This is a genomic window from Halomonas sp. 11-S5 (genome assembly GCF_029889825.1).
In the GTDB taxonomy this organism is placed as follows: domain Bacteria; phylum Pseudomonadota; class Gammaproteobacteria; order Pseudomonadales; family Halomonadaceae; genus Halomonas.
Genome location: NZ_JARANW010000034.1, coordinates 14,926 through 32,284, shown reverse-complemented (window position 1 = coordinate 32,284; position 17,359 = coordinate 14,926). Strand labels below are relative to the sequence as shown.

Below are 17,359 nucleotides of genomic sequence, written 5' to 3'. Positions count from 1 at the left end.
ATTGCCCAGCGCGTCGGCTGCCTTCGCCAGGCTGTGGTAGTGGTAGGTCGTGCCGCCGGCGATCAGCAGCTGTAGTACATGTCGAACTCGATCGGGTGCGTGGTCATGCGGATGCGCTCCACGTCTTCGCTGAGCAGCTCGATGTAGGCATCGATCATCTCGTCGGTGAACACGCCGCCCTCGGTGAGGAAGGCGCGATCGGCGTCCAGCGCCTCCAGGGCCTGGTCGAGGCTGTGGGCCACGGTCGGCACGGCCTTGCCCTCTTCCGGCGGCAGGTCGTAGAGGTTCTTGTCCATGGGGTCGCCGGGATGGATCTTGTTCTTGATGCCGTCGATGCCGGCCATCAGCATCGCTGAGAAGGCCAGGTAGGGGTTGGCGGTCGGGTCCGGGAAGCGGGTCTCGACGCGCTTGCCCTTGGGGCTCGCGGTGTAGGGAATGCGCAGCGACGCGGAGCGGTTGCGGGCGCTGTAGGCCAGCATCACCGGCGCCTCGAAGCCCGGCACCAGGCGCTTGTAGGAGTTGGTGGAGGCGTTGGTGAAGGCGTTCAGGGCACGGGCGTGCTTGATGATGCCGCCGATGTAGTAGAGCGCCATCTCGGAGAGGCCCGCGTACTCGTCACCGGCGAACTGGTTGACGCCGTCCTTCCAGAAGGACTGGTGGACGTGCATGCCGCTGCCGTTGTCGCCGACCAGCGGCTTGGGCATGAAGGTGGCGGTCTTGCCGTAGGCGTGAGCCACGTTGTGGATCACGTACTTCATCTCCTGGACCTCGTCGGCCTTCTTCACGAGGGTGTTGAACTTCACACCGATCTCGTTCTGGCCAGCGTTGGCCACCTCGTGGTGATGCACCTCGACGGACTGGCCGATGACTTCCAGGGTGTTGCACATGGCACCGCGCATGTCGTGGAAGCTGTCCACCGGCGGGACCGGGAAGTAGCCGCCCTTGACCCGCGGACGGTGGGCCAGGTTGCCGCCTTCGACAGAACGGTCGGTGGACCAGGCGCCCTCCTCGGAGGTGATCTTGTACATGGAGCCCTCGATGTCGGACTTCCAGTGCACCTCGTCGAAGATGAAGAACTCGGGCTCTGGACCGAAGAAGGCGGTATCACCCAGGCCGGAAGACTGCAGGTAGGCCTCGGCACGCTTGGCGATGGAGCGCGGGTCACGCTCATAGCCCTGCATGGTGGCCGGCTCGATGATGTCGCAGCGCAGCACCAGGGTGGCGTCCTCGGTGAAGGGGTCGAGGAAGGCAGTGCCATCCTCCGGGCGCAGAATCATGTCCGACTCGTTGATGCCCTTCCAGCCAGAGATGGAGGAACCATCGAACATCTGGCCATTCTCGAAAAACTCCTCGTCGACGTCACGGGCCGGGATGGTGACGTGCTGTTCCTTGCCGCGGGTGTCGGTAAAACGCAGATCGACCCACTTCACGTCGTGTTCTTCAATCAGGGCGAGAGTCTTGGCAGACATGGTGTCCTCCGCTGTGAGCTAGGCTCGAAATGTTGGCTGATGTAATGCAATGGCGCTGGCAATACCAGCACGTGTTGTAACATGCCGCGGCAGTGCTGCCCACGGAAGCCATGCACGAACATGGCACTGCCCATAGCAATGCAGGCAGCGTGCCAATCTTGCACCGCTTCATTCCACCTGCCTCATATCATTCTGATTTTTATCGATTTTCGCACCTCGATCCCGGACAGTCCATGTACCAGCATCTGCAGCTCGACGCGGAAATCCGGGGCCTCGCACACCTCTTTGCACCATAAAGGTGCACAAAGATCCTCTAACGCACCACATTGAAACATTCTGCCCCCCCCCTTGCCCGCTGATGGCGCGCCTCATGCCGAGGCGGCCGGATAGGTCATGGTTCGCGCACAGAAATATCAGTCCGGCGCCTCATTGATACGCTTCACAACCAAAAACTACACTCACTTACATGGCGGCGCCGGCCGAGGTAAGGCGCGGGTTCCGGAGATGGCGCCATGTCAGTCCGATCGCGTGACTTTTCACTGGAGCCGGCACGAGCATGATCGTCTGCAGCATCCTCCTCGATGCCCGCTCCGCGGGTGCCGGCCTGCCCCGCCGCCTGGCGGCCCTGAGGCCGCTCCGTCAACGGCCCGACCTGCGCCTGGAAGTGGTGCTGGCCGACGACACCGAGGACCCGCGCCTGCAGCGCCTGGCGAGCGGACATGACGCGCGCCTGGTGACCACCGAGGGGACCCCGCTGGGGGATCGCCTCAACACGGCCGTGGCCCACAGCCAGGGACAGGCGCTGCTATTCCCGGCCCGAGGGCGCGCCATCCCCGTCGGCTGGCTCGTCAAGGCGCTGGCGGACATCGAGCAGCACAGCCGGGATGCCGTGGTGTTGACCACCTCGCGCAGCGGCCGGCTGGTGCAGCTCTGGCAACGCTTGCGCCACCGGACACCCGCGGACACCCTCTGTGTCTCGCGGGCCTGGTTCGAGCGCATCGGTGGCTGCGATCCGGCACTCGACGCCGACGCCCTGCCCGACCTGATCGAGCGCTTGCGTGCCTGTCAGGCCAGGATCAGCGCCATCGTGGCGTGAGCCGGGGACGACTCACCGCTGCAACGTCACCTCCTGCTGAACCGACCAGCGACGCGTTCACCTCCTCCGATCACAGGTACTTGGTGATCTGCTTGAACTCATCGAGCGAGACCGACTGACCCTGGGCGATCGCCGCCACGGAATCATCCAGGCAATGGTCCAGGTGATCCTGGATCAGGGTGCGCTTGGCCTGGCACACCGCCTTCTCGACGGCATGTAACTGCTGCGCCAGATCCACGCAGGGCCGACCCTCTTCCATCATGGCAATGACCCGACGCAGGTGGCCATCTACCCGCTTAAGCCGCTTGACGACGTCGTCATGGCTTTGATGTCGATGTGGCGTGTCCTGCATCAAATGTCCTCGTTGTCTTGAGCCTCTCGCCTTTGACCCTATCCCCCCCGGGGGGATAGGGTCAAAGGATCCGATCTTCCCATATGGTTAGCGGCTTGCCATCAAAGATTCCGACCGGGAGCACGCATGGAGCTCTTTCGCGACAAACGTTATCGGCACCTGTTTACCGCCCAGGTGATCGCCTTGATCGGCACCGGCCTCACCACCGTTGGCCTGGCGCTGCTGGCCAGCGAGCTGGCGGGAGAGCGTGCCGGCGAGGTGTTGGGCACGGCACTCGCCATCAAGATGGTCGCTTACGTGGGCATCGCCCCGGTGGCAGGTGCCTATGCGTCACGGCTGCCGCGCCGCACGCTGCTGGTTACCCTTGACGTGCTGCGCTGTGCGGTAGTGGTCAGCCTGCCATTCGTCACCGAGGTGTGGCAGATCTACCTCCTGATCTTTCTGCTCAACGCCTGCTCGGCGGGTTTCACACCGGTCTTCCAGGCCACCATTCCCGACATCTTCGAGGACGAACGGCGCTACACGCGAGCGCTGTCGCTGTCTCGGCTCGCGTATGACCTGGAAAACCTGCTCAGCCCGCTTTTCGCCGCGCTGCTGCTGGTGGTGATGTCCTTCGACGCGCTATTCGTCCTGAACGCCGTGGCTTTCCTGCTTTCTGCCGCGCTGGTCGTCAGCGTGGCTCTCCCTTCACCGCACCCTGAGCCGCTTGTGAGTGGCGTCTGGTCCAAGGTGACGCACGGCATGAGCATCTACCTGCGCGCCCCACGCCTGCGGGGCTTGCTGGCCCTCAACATGGCCGTGGCCGCAGCTGGCGCCATGCAGATCGTCAACACCGTCGTCTACGTGCGCCATCTGCTCGGCATGAGCGAGACCAGCGTGGCAATCGCCTTCGCGGCAGCCGGGGGCGGCTCCATGGTCGTAGCACTCTCGCTACCCGCCCTGCTCGAGCGACTCGATCAGCGGCAGGTGATGCTGACCGGTGGCGTGTTCATGAGTCTCAGCCTGTTCGGTGGGCTGCTGGAGCCCGGTTTCATCACCCTGCTGCTGCTGTGGTTCGTGCTGGGGTCCGGCGCCTCGATGGTGATGACCCCCACCGGGCGGCTGCTCAAGCAGTCCTGCCAGGCGGAAGAGCGTCCGGCACTGTTCGCCGCGCAGTTCTCGCTCTCCCACGCCTGCTGGCTGATCGCCTATCCGCTGGCCGGCTGGCTGGGGAGCTCGATGGGCATGATGGCGGCGTTCGCGGCACTGGCAGCGGTGGCCTTGATCGCCACCCTGGCTGCCAGCCGGCTATGGCCGACGGAACCCACAACGGCACGCACCTGAGCAGGCCGTCGCACACGAAGGAGAGAAGGGCTCCCACCAGGCCGAAAGCGCATTTCACCCTTTACCCCGATGAGAACTATTCTGTTCATGCGATTGCCTTGGGGAAGCGACTGAACGTGCTACTCCTAGGCGCCGGTAGTCTGTACAATGCGCGCCCTACATCCCTGCCCCGCGCCTAGGGTACTTTCCAAAACGTGTACATAGGTGCGTACATATCAGCGAGTCATATCCTATGAGCACGACCGTAAGTCCTTCAAATATAGACGCTCTCAGGAACATCGCCATCATCGCTCACGTCGACCATGGCAAGACCACCCTGGTCGACAAGCTCCTCAGCCAGTCCGGCACCCTGGACCGCAAGGCCGAGGGGCAGGAGCGCATCATGGACTCCAATGACCAGGAGAAGGAACGCGGCATCACCATCCTGGCCAAGAACACGGCGATCCGCTGGCAGGCCCCGGGTGGCGAGTACTACCACATCAACATCGTCGACACGCCCGGACACGCCGACTTCGGCGGCGAGGTCGAGCGCGTCATGTCGATGGTCGACTCCGTGCTGCTGCTGGTCGACGCCGTCGACGGCCCCATGCCGCAGACACGCTTCGTCACCCAGAAGGCCTTCGACAAGGGCCTCAAGCCCATCGTGGTAGTCAACAAGATCGACCGCCCCGGCGCCCGCCCCGACTGGGTCATCGACCAGATCTTCGATCTCTTCGACAACCTCGGCGCCAGCGACGAGCAGCTCGACTTCCCGATCATCTACTGTTCGGCACTCAACGGCGTCGCCGGGCCGGATCCCGATGAGCTGGCCGAGGACATGACCCCCATGTTCCAGTCCATCGTCGATATCGTCGAGCCACCCAAGGTCGAGCTCGACGGCCCCTTCCAGATGCAGATCTCGGCCCTCGATTACTCCAGCTACGTGGGCGTCATCGGCTTGGGGCGTATCAGCCGCGGCTCGGTGAAGCCCAACCAGCAGGTCAGCATCATCAGCAAGGAAGGCAACGTCCGCAAGGGCAAGATCGGCCAGGTGATGACCCACATGGGCCTGGAGCGCGTGCAGACCGACGAGGCCACCGCCGGCGACATCATCTGCATCACCGGCATCGACAACCTGGCGATCTCCGACACGATCTGCGACACCGCCCACGTCGAGGCGCTGCCGCCGCTGTCGGTGGATGAGCCGACCGTCTCGATGAGCTTCCAGGTCAACGACTCGCCGTTCGCCGGCAAGGACGGCAAGTTCGTCACCAGCCGCAACATCAAGGAGCGCCTGGAGCAGGAGCTGATCCACAACGTCGCGCTGCGTGTCGAGCAGGGCGAAACGCCGGAGAAGTTCAAGGTGTCCGGGCGCGGCGAGCTGCACCTCTCGGTGCTGATCGAGAGCATGCGCCGCGAAGGCTTCGAGCTGGCCGTGGGCCGCCCCGAGGTGATCATCCGCGAAATCGACGGCGTCAAGCAGGAGCCGTACGAGGAAGTGATCATCGACTGCGAGGAGCAGCACCAGGGCGCCATCATGGAAGAGCTCGGCTATCGCAAGGGCGAGCTCTCCAACATGAACCCCGACGGCAAGGGCCGCGTGCGCCTGGACTTCATCATCCCCGCCCGCGGACTGATCGGCTTTCGTGGCCAGTTCCTGACCCTGACCTCCGGCACCGGCATCCTCACCAGCCGCTTCGATCACTACGGGCCGCTCAAGCCCGACGCGGCGGTCGAGCGTCGCAACGGCGTGCTGGTCTCGATGGTCGGCGGTAAGGCCCTGGCCTATGCGCTGTTCGCCCTTCAGGAGCGTGGCAAGCTGATCATCGACCATGCCACCGAGGTCTATGAAGGCATGCTGATCGGCATCAACAACCGTGCCAACGACATGGTGGTCAATCCCACCAAGGGCAAGAAGCTCGACAATATGCGCTCCACGGGCAACGACGAGAACATCGTGCTGACCCCGCCGGTGAATTTCTCGCTGGAACAGGCCATCGAGTTTCTCGACGACGACGAGCTCGTCGAGATCACGCCGTCTCACATTCGCCTGCGCAAGAAGCACCTCACCGAGAACGAGCGTAAGCGCGCCAGCAAGAAGTAACGTTCGCTGCGCAGCCTGTCAGAGCCCGCCCCCGGCGGGCTCTCTCGTTTGTGCCCGCGGCAGGCTGTCGTTCACTGCATCGGCGGCTATGCTGGAGGCTGGAAGTCCACCCCCGAAGGAGAGCCGACATGCACAAGCACGTGGAGTGGGACGACCCCGGCCGCGACAGCGTGCTGGCGCATTACGCCAGCCATCCCGAGCAGCTCGTCGAGCCGCGTCCCGGCGACATCCTCTCGGGCCGCTACCAGGGCACCATCGTCCGGGTGAAAGTCGAGGCCTGGGTCGACGGCACCAGCATCGGCGAGGTGGCGGCGCTGATCGCCGCCGACAACGGCCGGCGCATGAAGTCCCACGGCAAGCTCGCGCTCGGCGATACCGTGCGCCTGCCGGATGCCTGCCGCGCCCTGGAGCCCGAGCCCAGCCACCCGGAGGAAGACCAGGAATGATCCCGCGCGCGGATACCATCCCCGCCGCCAACGGCCCCTAAACGCAAGTCGACTAGCCAGGAAGGGGGCTTGTGCCGCAAAGTTGGCGAGACAGGCCCACAAGGCCATCAAGACAACCCTGGATCTCCAAGAGCACGCACAACGTCTGGACCCACAAGGGCATCTTCCTGTTGACCGGCGTCGGCCTCGGCATCCACACGTTGTAGAATAACAACCGACGGAACCTGACATGGCAGCCATCATCGACGTCCAGCACGTCCACAAGGCCTTCGGTGGCCTCAGGGTCATCAATGACTGCTCGATCCAGGTGGAGCAGGGCTCGATCACCGGCCTGATCGGCCCCAACGGCGCCGGCAAGTCGACGCTGTTCAACATCATCGCCGGGGCCCTGCCGCTGGACAGCGGCCGGGTCCTGCTCGACGGCGAGGACATCACCAACCGCCCCGCCAACGAGCTGTTCCACAAGGGGCTGCTGCGCACCTTCCAGATCGCCCACGAGTTCTCGCAGATGACGGCGCTGGAGAACCTGATGATGGTGCCGCCGGCCCAGGCCGGCGAGACCCTCTTCAATGCCTGGTTCAAGCCCTCCCTGGTGACGATGCAGGAAACCGAGGTGCGTCGCCGCGCCCTGGAGGTGATCGACTTCATCGGCCTGCACCATGTGCGCAACGAGCTGGCGGGCAACCTCTCCGGCGGCCAGAAGAAGCTGCTGGAACTCGGCCGCACCATGATGACCGACGCCCGGGTGGTGCTGCTCGACGAGATCGCCGCCGGGGTCAACCGCACCCTGCTCGGCGACCTGGTGACCAACATCGAGCGGCTCAATCGCGAGATGGGCTTCACCTTCCTGGTCATCGAACACGACATGGACATGATCGCCCGGCTCTGCGACCCGGTGATCGTGCTCGCCCAAGGCAGCGTGATGGTCGAGGGCAGCATCGAGGAGATCCAGAACAACCCCCAGGTCATCGAGGCCTACTTCGGCGCCGCGTCCTGACGGGAGAGCCGCCGCCCGAGGGCAGGCACCCGGCCAGCGCATTCCAGCGCTTTCCAACAACGAGAACGCACCCAGAGAACGTCTGACAATGCCATTACTCGACGCACGCGACGTGTACGGTGGCTACGGCGGCATGAACATCCTCAACGGGGTGGACATGGCCATCGAGGCCAACGAGATCGGCGTGATCGTCGGCCCCAACGGCGCCGGCAAGTCCACCATGCTCAAGGCCATCTTCGGCCTGCTCCATGTCAACCAGGGCGAGATCCTGCTGCGTGGCGAGCCGATCCACAACCTGCCGCCCAACAAGCTGGTGCAGAAGGGCATGGGCTTCGTCCCCCAGGAGAAGAACGTCTTCCCGAGCCTCACGGTGAAGGAGAACCTGGAGATGGGCGCCTTCCTCAAGCCCGGCAACGTCAAGCGCATGCTCAAGCAAGTCTACGACTTCTTCCCGCCACTCCATGACAAGCGGCACCAGCCCGCTGGCGAGCTCTCCGGGGGCCAGCGCCAGATGGTGGCCATGGGCCGGGCGCTGATGGCCGAGCCCAGCCTGCTGCTGCTCGACGAGCCCACCGCCGGCCTCTCGCCGCTCTACATGAACGAGATCTTCGAGCATGTGAAGTTGGTCAATTCGGCCGGCGTGGGCATCCTGATGGTCGAGCAGAACGCCAAGCAAGCCCTGGCCATCGCCGACCGAGGCTTCGTGCTGGCCGCCGGCCAGAACCGTTTCACCGATACCGGCGCCGCCCTGCTGGCCGACCCGGAAGTCGCCAAGAGCTTCCTCGGTGGCTAGCCCCCGGAGCCTGTACTGGAGAACCCTCCCGTGAACGAACTCGTCTTCTTTATCAACAACGTGGTGATCGCCGGCAGCGTGAGCGGCTCGATCTATGCCATCGGCGCGGTAGGCGTGACGCTGATCTTCAGCATCATGCGCTTCGCCCACTTCGCCCATGGCGACATGATGACCTTCGGCGCCTTCATGGTGCTGCTGCTGACCACCGCCTTCCCCAGCGCGGGCGCCGCCTTCGGCGTGCCCTCCGCGCTGGTCCTGCTGCCACTGGCCATGGCGCTCACCGCGCTGCTCGCGGTGGGCATCGACAAGGCGTTCTACAAGCCGCTGCGCGCCCACGGGGTCAAGCCGATCGTGCTGGTGATCGGCTCGCTGGGGGTGACCCTGATGCTCCAGGGCCTGATCCGGCTGTTCGCCGGCACCAGCGGCCAGAGCCTCTACATCGATGACCGCAAGGAGATCTTCCGCCTCGCCCTGCCCTTCGAAGGCGTGCGGGCCCCGGTGGTGATCACCGAACCGCAGATCTACCTCTTCGTGATCACTCTCGTCGCCGTCGTCGGCTTGCACCTCTTCCTCAACCGCTCACGGCTGGGCAAGGCGATGCGCGCCATGTCCGACAACCCCGATCTCGCCCAGGCTTCGGGCATCAACACCAATACCATCGTCGCCGTGACCTGGGTGATCGCGGGGGGACTGGCGGCCATCGCCGGCACCCTGCTGTCGCTGGACGTGACCTTCAAGCCCGACCTCAGCTTCTTCCTGCTGCTGCCGATCTTTGCCGCCACCATCGTCGGCGGCGTGGGCCACCCCTACGGCGCCGTGGCTGGCGGCTTCGTGGTCGGCTTCGCCGAGACCCTTGCCGTCTTCAACTGGAGCGTGCTGCTGCGCCCCTTCCGCGACAGCCTGCCGGAGTGGCTGACCCAATCCGGCAACCTGGCCTTCGTCGGCACCGAATACAAGATCGTGGTGCCCTTCTTCATCCTGGTCGCCATCCTGGTATGGCGCCCCACCGGCATCTTCAAGGGCAAGTTGATCTGATGGACACCAAACGAGCCGATACCGTCGCCGCACCGCGCCGCTTCCCGATGCGCGAGGTCGTTCTCTTCGCTGCCGTGCTAATGGCCGTGCTGGGCGTCTACGTCGCCATGGGCGCGGCCTACAGCACACGCATGCTGGTGGAGGCCGCCTGCTACGCCATCCTGGCCCTGGGCCTGACCATCCAATGGGGCTATGCCGGCCAGTTCAACGCCGGGGTGATGGGCTTCGTGGCCCTGGGCGGCTTCTGTGCCATGTTCTTCAGCATCCCAGTCAACGAGGCCTTCTGGGGGAGCGAGTTGCCCGGCGAGCTAGGCCTGGTGCTGCTCTATATGATCGCTGCCGTGCTGGTGGTGTTCGGCGCCACCCGACTCGACCGACTCGGCGTGCCGCGGAAGCTGCGCACCCTGATCGCCGTCATCCTCGGGGTGGTGCTCTACCTGGTAGTGGTCAATGCCTTCCGCGGCGTGACCGACCAGATCGAGTCGCGCGCCGGCTTCATCGGCGGCCTCGGCCTGCCGGTCGGCATCGGCTGGGTCGTGGGCGGAGCACTCGCCGGCGGGGTGGGCTACTTCATCGGCCGTGTCTGCCTGGGGCTGCGCAGCGACTACCTGGCCATCGCCACCCTGGGCATCGCCGAGATCATCAAGGCCTTCCTCAAGAACTCCGACTGGCTAACCCGCGGCACCGCCACCGTCTCGCCGTTGCCCTGGCCGGTGCCGGGCCCGGCCGAGGTCGGCTTCACCCTGGCCCGGGCCCTCTACCTCTCGATCACCGCGGTGGTGATCGCGGCGATCTTCTTCCTGCTCAGTCGCGCCTACCACGCCCCTTGGGGGCGGATGATCCGCGCCATCCGCGACAACGAGATATCCGCCGCCGCCATGGGCAAGGACATCAACAAGCGGCGCCTGGAGATCTTTGTGCTGGGCTGCATCCTGATGGGCATCGGCGGTGCGGCCCTGGCCAGCTTCAACAGCATGTTCGACCCCCAGGGCTACCTGCCGCTCAACCACACCTTCCTGGTGCTGGTGATGGTGATCCTGGGCGGGCCCGGCAACAACCTGGGCACCATCTTCGGCGCCGTGGCGGTGTACATCATCTGGATCATGTCCGAGCCGCTGGCGCTGTTCCTGATGGAGCTGGCCGTCACCTTCGGCGAGGGTGCCTTCGGCTGGGATGCGCCTACCAACCTGGACAGCCGGGCCCTGCAGGCGCGGGTGTTCGTGATCGGCCTGCTGATCACCCTGGTGCTGCGCTATGCGCCCAAGGGGCTGTTGCCGGAGAAGGTTCGCCACCACGGCTAAGTGCCTCGACGTCACGCAGACGAAGTCCCATACGAACGAGGCCCCGACGGTTGCCCGCCGGGGCCTCTGTGCTGACGGGCCTGGTTCGCGTTTACTTGTCCAGGAAGCCCTTGCTGACAAACTTGCCGTCCTCGACCGCCATTTCCTCGACGACACCCGGCACGTCGCCTTTCTCGTCGAACTCGTGGCTGCCGGAGGCGCCCTCGTAGTTGATCTCGGTGCCGGCGGCGATCAGCTCCTTGGCCTTCTCCCACTCGCCGGGCAGGATCACTTCGCCCGGGGCGGAGGAGACGCTGCGTAGCGCCGCGGCCACGCCCTCGCGCTCGGCGCTGCCGTTCTGCTCGATGGCCAGCGCCAGCAGGAAGGTGGCGTCGTAACCCTGGCCGGCAAACACCGCCTCGTGGGCGATGCCGCCCGCCTCGGCCTGCTCAACGAAACGCTCTGTTCCCGGCGTGTCCGGGTTGCCCGGGCGAGTAGCGATGAAGCTGTCGTTGAGCACCTCCTCGCCCACGTTGTCGAGCAGGCCGGAGATCACCATGCCATCGGCGCCGATGTACTGAGTGAACATGCCGCTCTCATACGCCTGGCGCACCACCGTCTGGCCGGAGGTGTCGCCGTAGGCCAGCACCACCAGGTCGGGCACGCCGGTCGCCGAGAGGGTGCCGAGCTCGGAGCGGTAATCGGCACGGTTGTCCTCGTGGGCCAAGTTCTCGGCCACGGTGCCGCCCTCGGCCTCGTAGGTGGCCACGAAAGCGTCGGCCAACCCGCGGCCATAGTCGTTGTTGACGTAGGTGACCGCCACCTCGTCGATGCCCTTGGCTAGCAGCATCTTGGCCAGCGCCTCGCCTTGGAAGGCGTCGGAGGGCACGGTGCGGAACACCAGGTCGTTGTCCGCGAGCTCGCTCACCGCCGGCGCCGTGGAGGCCGGCGAGACCATCACCACACCGCCGGGAATAGCCGCGTTGTTGGCGGCCGCGATGGTCGCACCGGTGCACAGTGCCCCGACGATGGCCGTGACGTGTTCGCTGTTGACCAGGCGGTCGGCGGCGTTGGAGGCCGCCGAAGCGTCCGAGCAGGTGGTGTCACCGGTGGGCATCTCGATCATCTGGCCATCGAGGAGTCCACCCTGCTCGTTGACGTGCTGCACGGCCAGCTGCGCGGCATCATACACCGGAGGGGTCAACGTCTCGATCGGACCGGTGAAGCCCCCCAAGAAGCCGATCTTCACCTCAGCCTGGGCCATGCCGGAAAGGGCCACCGTGGACGCGGCGACTGCCATCGCCAGTACGTGTTTTTTCATGATTGTTTGTCTCGCTCAGGTTGCTTGAGTAACACACCTACACAATCTGGAACCCTTCTCCGCAGAACACAAGCTCCCCTCGCCAACGCTCCTGGCGATGAGGCCTATACTGACTGGTGTCCATCAACGCTGGAGGCACACCATGATCCATCCGCTTCACGCCACCCTGACCCTGGCCGCCACCCTGGGCCTCGCCACCGGCAGCGCCTTCGCCTTCGAGCCCGCCGGCCAGGACGTCACCTATGACGTCGGCAACGAGGCCTTCGCAGGTTACCTCGCCACTGCCGAGGGCGAGGCCCGCGGCAGCGTGCTGGTCATCCACGACTGGGACGGCCTCGATGACTACGAGCGCCAGCGCGCCGACATGCTCGCCGAACAGGGCTATGACGCCTTCGCCATCGACCTCTACGGCCAGGGCAATCGCCCGGCGGAAACCACCGCCAAGAAGGCCGAGACCGCCCGGCTCTACGAGGACCGCGAGCGCATGCGCCGCCTGACCCTGGCTGGCCTGGCCGAGGCCCGCCAGCAGGGGGCCGCCCGGCCCACCGTGGTGATGGGCTACTGCTTCGGCGGCGCCGTGGTGCTCGAGCTCGCCCGCTCCGGCGCGGCCGACGACGTGGCCGGCTATGCCACCTTCCATGGCAGTCTGGCGACCCCCGAGGGCCAATCCTACAGCGGCGACACCGCCCCGATCCTGATCGCCCACGGCGGCGCCGACCAGTCGATCTCCCTGGGCGACGTCGCCAGCCTGGGCAAGAAGCTCGAGGCCGCCGGCGTCACCTACGAAATCCAGATCTACTCCGGCGCGCCCCACGCCTTCACCGTCTTCGGCAGCGACCGCTACCAGCAGCGGGCCGACGAGAAGTCCTGGTCCGCCTTCCAGGGCATGCTCAACGAAGTGCTGTAACCATGCATATCACCTCCCTCTCCGGCAGCCGCGCCGAGATCGGCGAGGCCCACGGCCGCGCCCATGCCGGGCTGATCACCCACAGCCTCGAGGTCTATGACCGGCTGTTCCGGGACTTCGTGGGCCTGGACTGGGCCGGGGCGCGCCACGCGGCCGCCCGCTTCCTGCCGATGATCGAACGCGGCTTCCCGGCCATTCTCGAGGAGATGCAAGGCATCGCCCACGGGGCCGGGCTCGACTTCGCGGACATCCTCACCCTCAACTGCCGCAGCGAGATCTCGCTGACCCAGGCCAGCGGCGGCTGCTCCGCCTTCGCCCTGAACCGCCACGGCACTCAGTGGCTGGCCCAGAACTGGGACTGGCGCACCGACCAGCTGCACAACGTGGTGGCGCTCGAGATCAGCGGCCTCGACGCCCCCGCCCTGATCAGCATCGGCGAGGCCGGCATGGTGGCCAAGATCGGCATGAACGAACACGGCATCGGCGTGTGCCTCAACGCCATCCGCTCGCGGACCTGCGGCGAGGGGCTGCCCATCCACGTCGCCCTGCGCAAGATTCTCGAGAGCCCCGACATGGAAGGCGCCGTGGCCGTGGCCAGCCGCGACCGGGTCTGCTCGCCCGCCCACTTCCTGATCGCCAGTGCCCAGGGCGGCAACGAGGGGGACCAGGCTGCCGGCCTGGAGGTGCACCCCGGTGAGCCCGGCCGGCTGGCCCCCGAGGGCGGCATGGTCACCCACACCAACCACCTCTATGCCCGCGCCGCCACCTGCCGGGTCGAGGACTTCCCGCGGCCCGATTCCCGCCCGCGCCTGGCGCGGCTGGATAGCCTGCTGCGCGAGCGGCTTCCCGCCGAGGGCGAGATCGGCGAGGGCGAGCTGTTCGCCATCCTGAGCGACCACGACAACGCCCCGCTCTCCATCTGCCGCCACTTCAACCCCGACCAGCCCCCCGAGGAGCGCATGGAGACGCTGTTCTCGGTGGTGATGAACCTGACCCGGCGTCGCCTGACGCTGCGCCACGGCAAGCCCTGCGAGAGTGACGAGAGCCTGACCGTGCAGTTTGGCGCCGAGTGACCGCCCGGCCCCGCCGGGCGGGCGGGCGTTCACCCTGCCAACGCCTCCTCCACCAGGCCGCGCGCCTCGGCCGTCATCGGCAGCCCCAGCGCAAGCTCATGGGCCCGCGGCGACATCTTTTTCCAGGTCATCTGCACGATGCGGATCAGGTGGTCGTGGTCGATCTGCTTCGAGAAGTCGCCGAAGTAGTTCTCCAGGAACACCAGGCAGGCGCAGTCCTCCACCGCCTGGGTGCCCGGATCGCGCCCCAGGCCCTGCTTGCGGATCATCCGCGCCACCGCCTCGGCCTGCTCGGCGGTGTAGCCCGCCGCCTGCATCAGCCGGGCGGTGGTCTCGCCGGCGCGCTGGCCCTGGTCGCGCCGCCAGGTGAGATAGCCCACCCGCCCCTCGGGATAGTCGCTGCGCGGCACCTGCCAGCGCTGCAGGTGCTGGCCGCGCACCGCCAACCACATCAACGCGTCGGGGTGCTCATGCAGGCGCTCCAGCCAAGCACTCATGCGCCCGGCATGCCACAGCTCCTGGGGCAACGGCTCGCCGTCCACCTCTACACGGCGCGGGTCCTCCGCATGCAGGGCGTCCAGGGCGGCGAGGGTCTGATCAAGGGGGGAAAGGGGCATGGGTCTAGCCTCCGTGTGGAACAAGCTGGCCGGCCCGGTGGCCATCACGCCACCGGGCCGAGATATCCGCCTGTTCTGAAGCAAAACCCCATGCAGGTCAATCTTGTGGATCGTTGCCCTGACCGGAGGCCCTTCCCCAGCCAGCCGGGATGTCGGCGCCTTCGAGCCCCTCGAAGCGATCGGTGACGTAGGTGCTGTGACACGCCACGCAGGACTCGGTCATGCGCCCGTATAGCGCCACCTGCCGGGCGGTATTTCCCGCACGACCAGCCTCGGCCAGGGACGCCGAGAGTTCGTGCAGATAGCCATCCATCTCCAGGAACTCCGCGGGCACGGCGGCCTTCAGGTCCTGACGGTCCTGATCGGTCAACGACTGCGAGAGGATGAAGCTGTCATGGATCGCTTGTCCCTTCTCGGCCACCACGGCGTGGCGCCCCTGGATGATGGCGCTGTAGACCTCGTGCATGGCCAGCTCGACCTGGATCATCTCCTTCTGCAACAGGCCCTGCAGCTTGGGCGTCAGGTCCGGCCGGACGGGCTCCGCGGCCAGGCTGGACGCACTGGCCACCAGCGCGACCAGGGCTAGGGCGACCCGCCGGCCACGGCCGGGGGTCAACGAACGGCTCGATAGGGGGAATAGCATGGTCTGTCTCCTCTGGTGGCTCGCACTCCAAGGCTCAGCCCTGGAAAGCGTAGTTGCCACCCGGCGGGGCCGCCTTGAGCCAGGTCAGTCCCATCCCGATCTCTACCCCCTGTCGCCACACAGCAGGCCACTGCGGCGGATCTCCCTCAGCCGCCCGCCGCCGATACGGAAGTCCGCATCATCTCGCTGGCATCGTAGCGGAGATGATGCGTAGAGATTGGCATATTCGCCCGAGGTGGTAGAGGAAACAGGCGTGTCATGGAACCGACAAGGTGCTGTCATCGAGAGACAGGATGATGCTCCTGCGGAACTCATCATCCTCGGAGGCTCTCATGAATTTCACCCGTCGCGATGCCCTCAAGATCGGTATAAAAGGGGGGGCCACTCTCGGCGCCTGCCTGGCCGCCCCCTCCATCGTGCTGGCCAAAGGCCGGCGCCCGGTGCTGCCCTACGGCGTGATGAGCGGCGACATGCTTCATGACCGCGCCATGCTCTGGGCCCGTGCCGACCGTGCCTCACGCATGCTGGTGGAGATCGCCGACAACCCCGAGTTTCTTGGCGCTCGCCAGCTCACTGGCCCCGAGGTGCTGCCCGCCACCGACCTGACCGCCAAGCTGGACATCACCGGCCTGGCCGACATGGATACCGCCCACTACCGCGTGCGCTTCGCTGCCTTGGATGACCATCGCGCGATCAGCGAGCCAGTTACCGGGCAGCTGCGCCTGCCGCCGACCACGCGTCGCAACGTCCGCTTCGTCTGGTCCGGCGACACCGCCGGCCAAGGCTGGGGCATCGACGAGTCCCGCGGCGGCATGACCACCTACGCCACCATGCGCCGACAGCGGCCCGACTTCTTCATCCACTCCGGCGATACCGTCTACGCCGACGGCCCCCTTGAGGAGAGCGTGACGCTGGACAACGACGAAATCTGGCGCAACCTGGTCACCCCAGAGAAGCGCAAGGTGGCCGAAACCCTGCAGGAGTTCCGCGGCCAGTTCGCCTACAACTTGATGGACGCCAACGTGCGGCAATTCAATGCCGAGGTGCCCATGCTCGCCCAGTGGGACGACCACGAAACCCTGAACAACTGGTACCCGGGTGAGCTCCTCGACGACAGCCGCTACACCGAGAAGAACGCCAGCCTGCTAGCGGCACGCGCGCGCCGCGCCTTCCTCGAGTACATGCCGCTACGCCAGATGCCCGACGCCCCCGGCAGGATCCACCGGCGTTTCGCCTACGGCCCCGGCCTCGAGGTCTTCATGCTGGACATGCGCAGCTATCGCGCCGCCAACAGCCGCAACCGACAGAGCGACGGCGAGGCCGCCACCTTCCTGGGCCAGGACCAGCTACGTTGGCTGCTCGACGGCCTACGCCGCTCCACCGCCACCTGGAAGATCATCGCCGCCGACATGCCCATCGGGCTGATCGTGCGCGACGGCGAGCACTTTGAAGCCATTGCCAACGACCATCACGGCGCGCCGCTGGGGCGCGAAATGGAAATCGCCGACCTGCTGCGCGCCATCCGTGACGAGGCCATCCACAACGTGGTGTGGCTCACCGCCGATGTGCACTACACCGCCGCCCACCACTACGCCCCCGAGCGCGCCAGCTTCAAGGAGTTCGCGCCCTTCTGGGAGTTCGTCAGCGGCCCGCTCCACGCCGGCACCTTCGGCCCCAGCGAGCTGGATGGCACCTTTGGCCCGGAGGTGGTGTTCCAGAAGGCTCCGCCGGAAGGGCAGTCCAACCTGCCACCTTCGGACGGCTACCAGTTCTTCGGCCAGGTGGATCTGGACGGCGAGAGCGAGACCCTCACCGTTACCCTGATGGACTCCGCCGGCAACGCCCTGCACAGCCAGGCGCTGGAGCCCCAGCAGGCCTGATGATCCCCATGGCAGACAGCGCCGCCAGGTCTTGGACCCGGCGG

General features: G+C 66.1%; 16 protein-coding genes. 11 read left to right on the top strand and 5 right to left on the bottom strand.

Annotation, left to right across the window (positions count from 1 at the left end):
• Window positions 1-62: 62 nt before the first annotated feature.
• Window positions 63-1,469, bottom strand: a complete 1,407-nt coding sequence (gene glnA / locus OP497_RS16440; RefSeq protein WP_280550383.1) for a glutamate--ammonia ligase — start codon at window positions 1,467-1,469, stop codon at window positions 63-65.
• A 556-nt stretch (window positions 1,470-2,025) separates the two neighbouring features.
• On the opposite strand from glnA, the gene OP497_RS16435 reads away from it, so the two are divergent.
• Window positions 2,026-2,565 carry a glycosyltransferase gene (locus OP497_RS16435; RefSeq protein ID WP_280550381.1) on the top strand — a complete coding sequence of 180 codons (540 nt, stop codon included), beginning with the start codon at window positions 2,026-2,028 and terminating at the stop codon, window positions 2,563-2,565.
• Between the two features lie 70 nt (window positions 2,566-2,635).
• Here the strand turns inward: OP497_RS16435 and OP497_RS16430 are convergent, their stop codons facing one another.
• Window positions 2,636-2,917: a metal-sensing transcriptional repressor gene (locus OP497_RS16430; RefSeq protein WP_280550380.1), complete on the bottom strand. Its 282-nt coding sequence runs from the start codon at window positions 2,915-2,917 to the stop codon at window positions 2,636-2,638.
• A gap of 126 nt (window positions 2,918-3,043) precedes the next feature.
• On the opposite strand from OP497_RS16430, the gene OP497_RS16425 reads away from it, so the two are divergent.
• The 7 genes from OP497_RS16425 to OP497_RS16395 all read left to right on the top strand — a co-directional run bounded on the left by OP497_RS16425 (window position 3,044) and on the right by OP497_RS16395 (window position 10,895).
• Complete coding sequence (locus OP497_RS16425) at window positions 3,044-4,240, top strand: MFS transporter (protein ID WP_280550378.1); 1,197 nt, start codon at window positions 3,044-3,046, stop codon at window positions 4,238-4,240.
• 232 nt (window positions 4,241-4,472) lie between these two features.
• Window positions 4,473-6,323 (top strand): translational GTPase TypA, encoded by a 1,851-nt coding sequence (gene typA / locus OP497_RS16420; RefSeq protein ID WP_280550377.1) that lies wholly within the window; start codon window positions 4,473-4,475, stop codon window positions 6,321-6,323.
• A gap of 128 nt (window positions 6,324-6,451) precedes the next feature.
• Window positions 6,452-6,769, top strand: coding sequence for a hypothetical protein (locus OP497_RS16415; protein WP_280550376.1), 318 nt, complete (start codon window positions 6,452-6,454; stop codon window positions 6,767-6,769).
• A 229-nt stretch (window positions 6,770-6,998) separates the two neighbouring features.
• Complete coding sequence (locus tag OP497_RS16410; protein WP_280550375.1) at window positions 6,999-7,766, top strand: ABC transporter ATP-binding protein; 768 nt, start codon at window positions 6,999-7,001, stop codon at window positions 7,764-7,766.
• A gap of 88 nt (window positions 7,767-7,854) precedes the next feature.
• A complete protein-coding gene (locus OP497_RS16405; protein ID WP_280550374.1) occupies window positions 7,855-8,559 on the top strand; it encodes an ABC transporter ATP-binding protein in 705 nt (234 codons plus the stop codon).
• A 30-nt stretch (window positions 8,560-8,589) separates the two neighbouring features.
• Window positions 8,590-9,594, top strand: a complete 1,005-nt coding sequence (locus OP497_RS16400) for a branched-chain amino acid ABC transporter permease (RefSeq protein WP_280550373.1) — start codon at window positions 8,590-8,592, stop codon at window positions 9,592-9,594.
• Window positions 9,594-10,895: a branched-chain amino acid ABC transporter permease gene (locus OP497_RS16395; RefSeq protein WP_280550372.1), complete on the top strand. Its 1,302-nt coding sequence runs from the start codon at window positions 9,594-9,596 to the stop codon at window positions 10,893-10,895. The genes OP497_RS16400 and OP497_RS16395 overlap by 1 nt, the downstream gene beginning before the upstream one ends.
• A gap of 91 nt (window positions 10,896-10,986) precedes the next feature.
• Here the strand turns inward: OP497_RS16395 and OP497_RS16390 are convergent, their stop codons facing one another.
• On the bottom strand, window positions 10,987-12,198 hold the full coding sequence (locus OP497_RS16390) for an ABC transporter substrate-binding protein (protein ID WP_280550385.1): 1,212 nt from the start codon (window positions 12,196-12,198) through the stop codon (window positions 10,987-10,989).
• A gap of 139 nt (window positions 12,199-12,337) precedes the next feature.
• On the opposite strand from OP497_RS16390, the gene OP497_RS16385 reads away from it, so the two are divergent.
• Together OP497_RS16385 and OP497_RS16380 are read left to right on the top strand one after the other, a co-directional pair.
• Complete coding sequence (locus OP497_RS16385) at window positions 12,338-13,102, top strand: dienelactone hydrolase family protein (RefSeq protein ID WP_280550370.1); 765 nt, start codon at window positions 12,338-12,340, stop codon at window positions 13,100-13,102.
• 2 nt (window positions 13,103-13,104) lie between these two features.
• Window positions 13,105-14,175, top strand: coding sequence for a C45 family autoproteolytic acyltransferase/hydolase (locus OP497_RS16380; RefSeq protein WP_280550369.1), 1,071 nt, complete (start codon window positions 13,105-13,107; stop codon window positions 14,173-14,175).
• A gap of 29 nt (window positions 14,176-14,204) precedes the next feature.
• Here OP497_RS16380 and OP497_RS16375 read toward each other — a convergent pair whose 3' ends face one another.
• Window positions 14,205-14,792 (bottom strand): DUF4202 domain-containing protein, encoded by a 588-nt coding sequence (locus tag OP497_RS16375; protein WP_280550368.1) that lies wholly within the window; start codon window positions 14,790-14,792, stop codon window positions 14,205-14,207.
• Between the two features lie 97 nt (window positions 14,793-14,889).
• Window positions 14,890-15,435: a hypothetical protein gene (locus OP497_RS16370; protein ID WP_280550366.1), complete on the bottom strand. Its 546-nt coding sequence runs from the start codon at window positions 15,433-15,435 to the stop codon at window positions 14,890-14,892.
• A gap of 332 nt (window positions 15,436-15,767) precedes the next feature.
• On the opposite strand from OP497_RS16370, the gene OP497_RS16365 reads away from it, so the two are divergent.
• Complete coding sequence (locus tag OP497_RS16365) at window positions 15,768-17,315, top strand: alkaline phosphatase D family protein (RefSeq protein WP_280550364.1); 1,548 nt, start codon at window positions 15,768-15,770, stop codon at window positions 17,313-17,315.
• The last annotated feature ends 44 nt before the right edge of the window (window positions 17,316-17,359 follow it).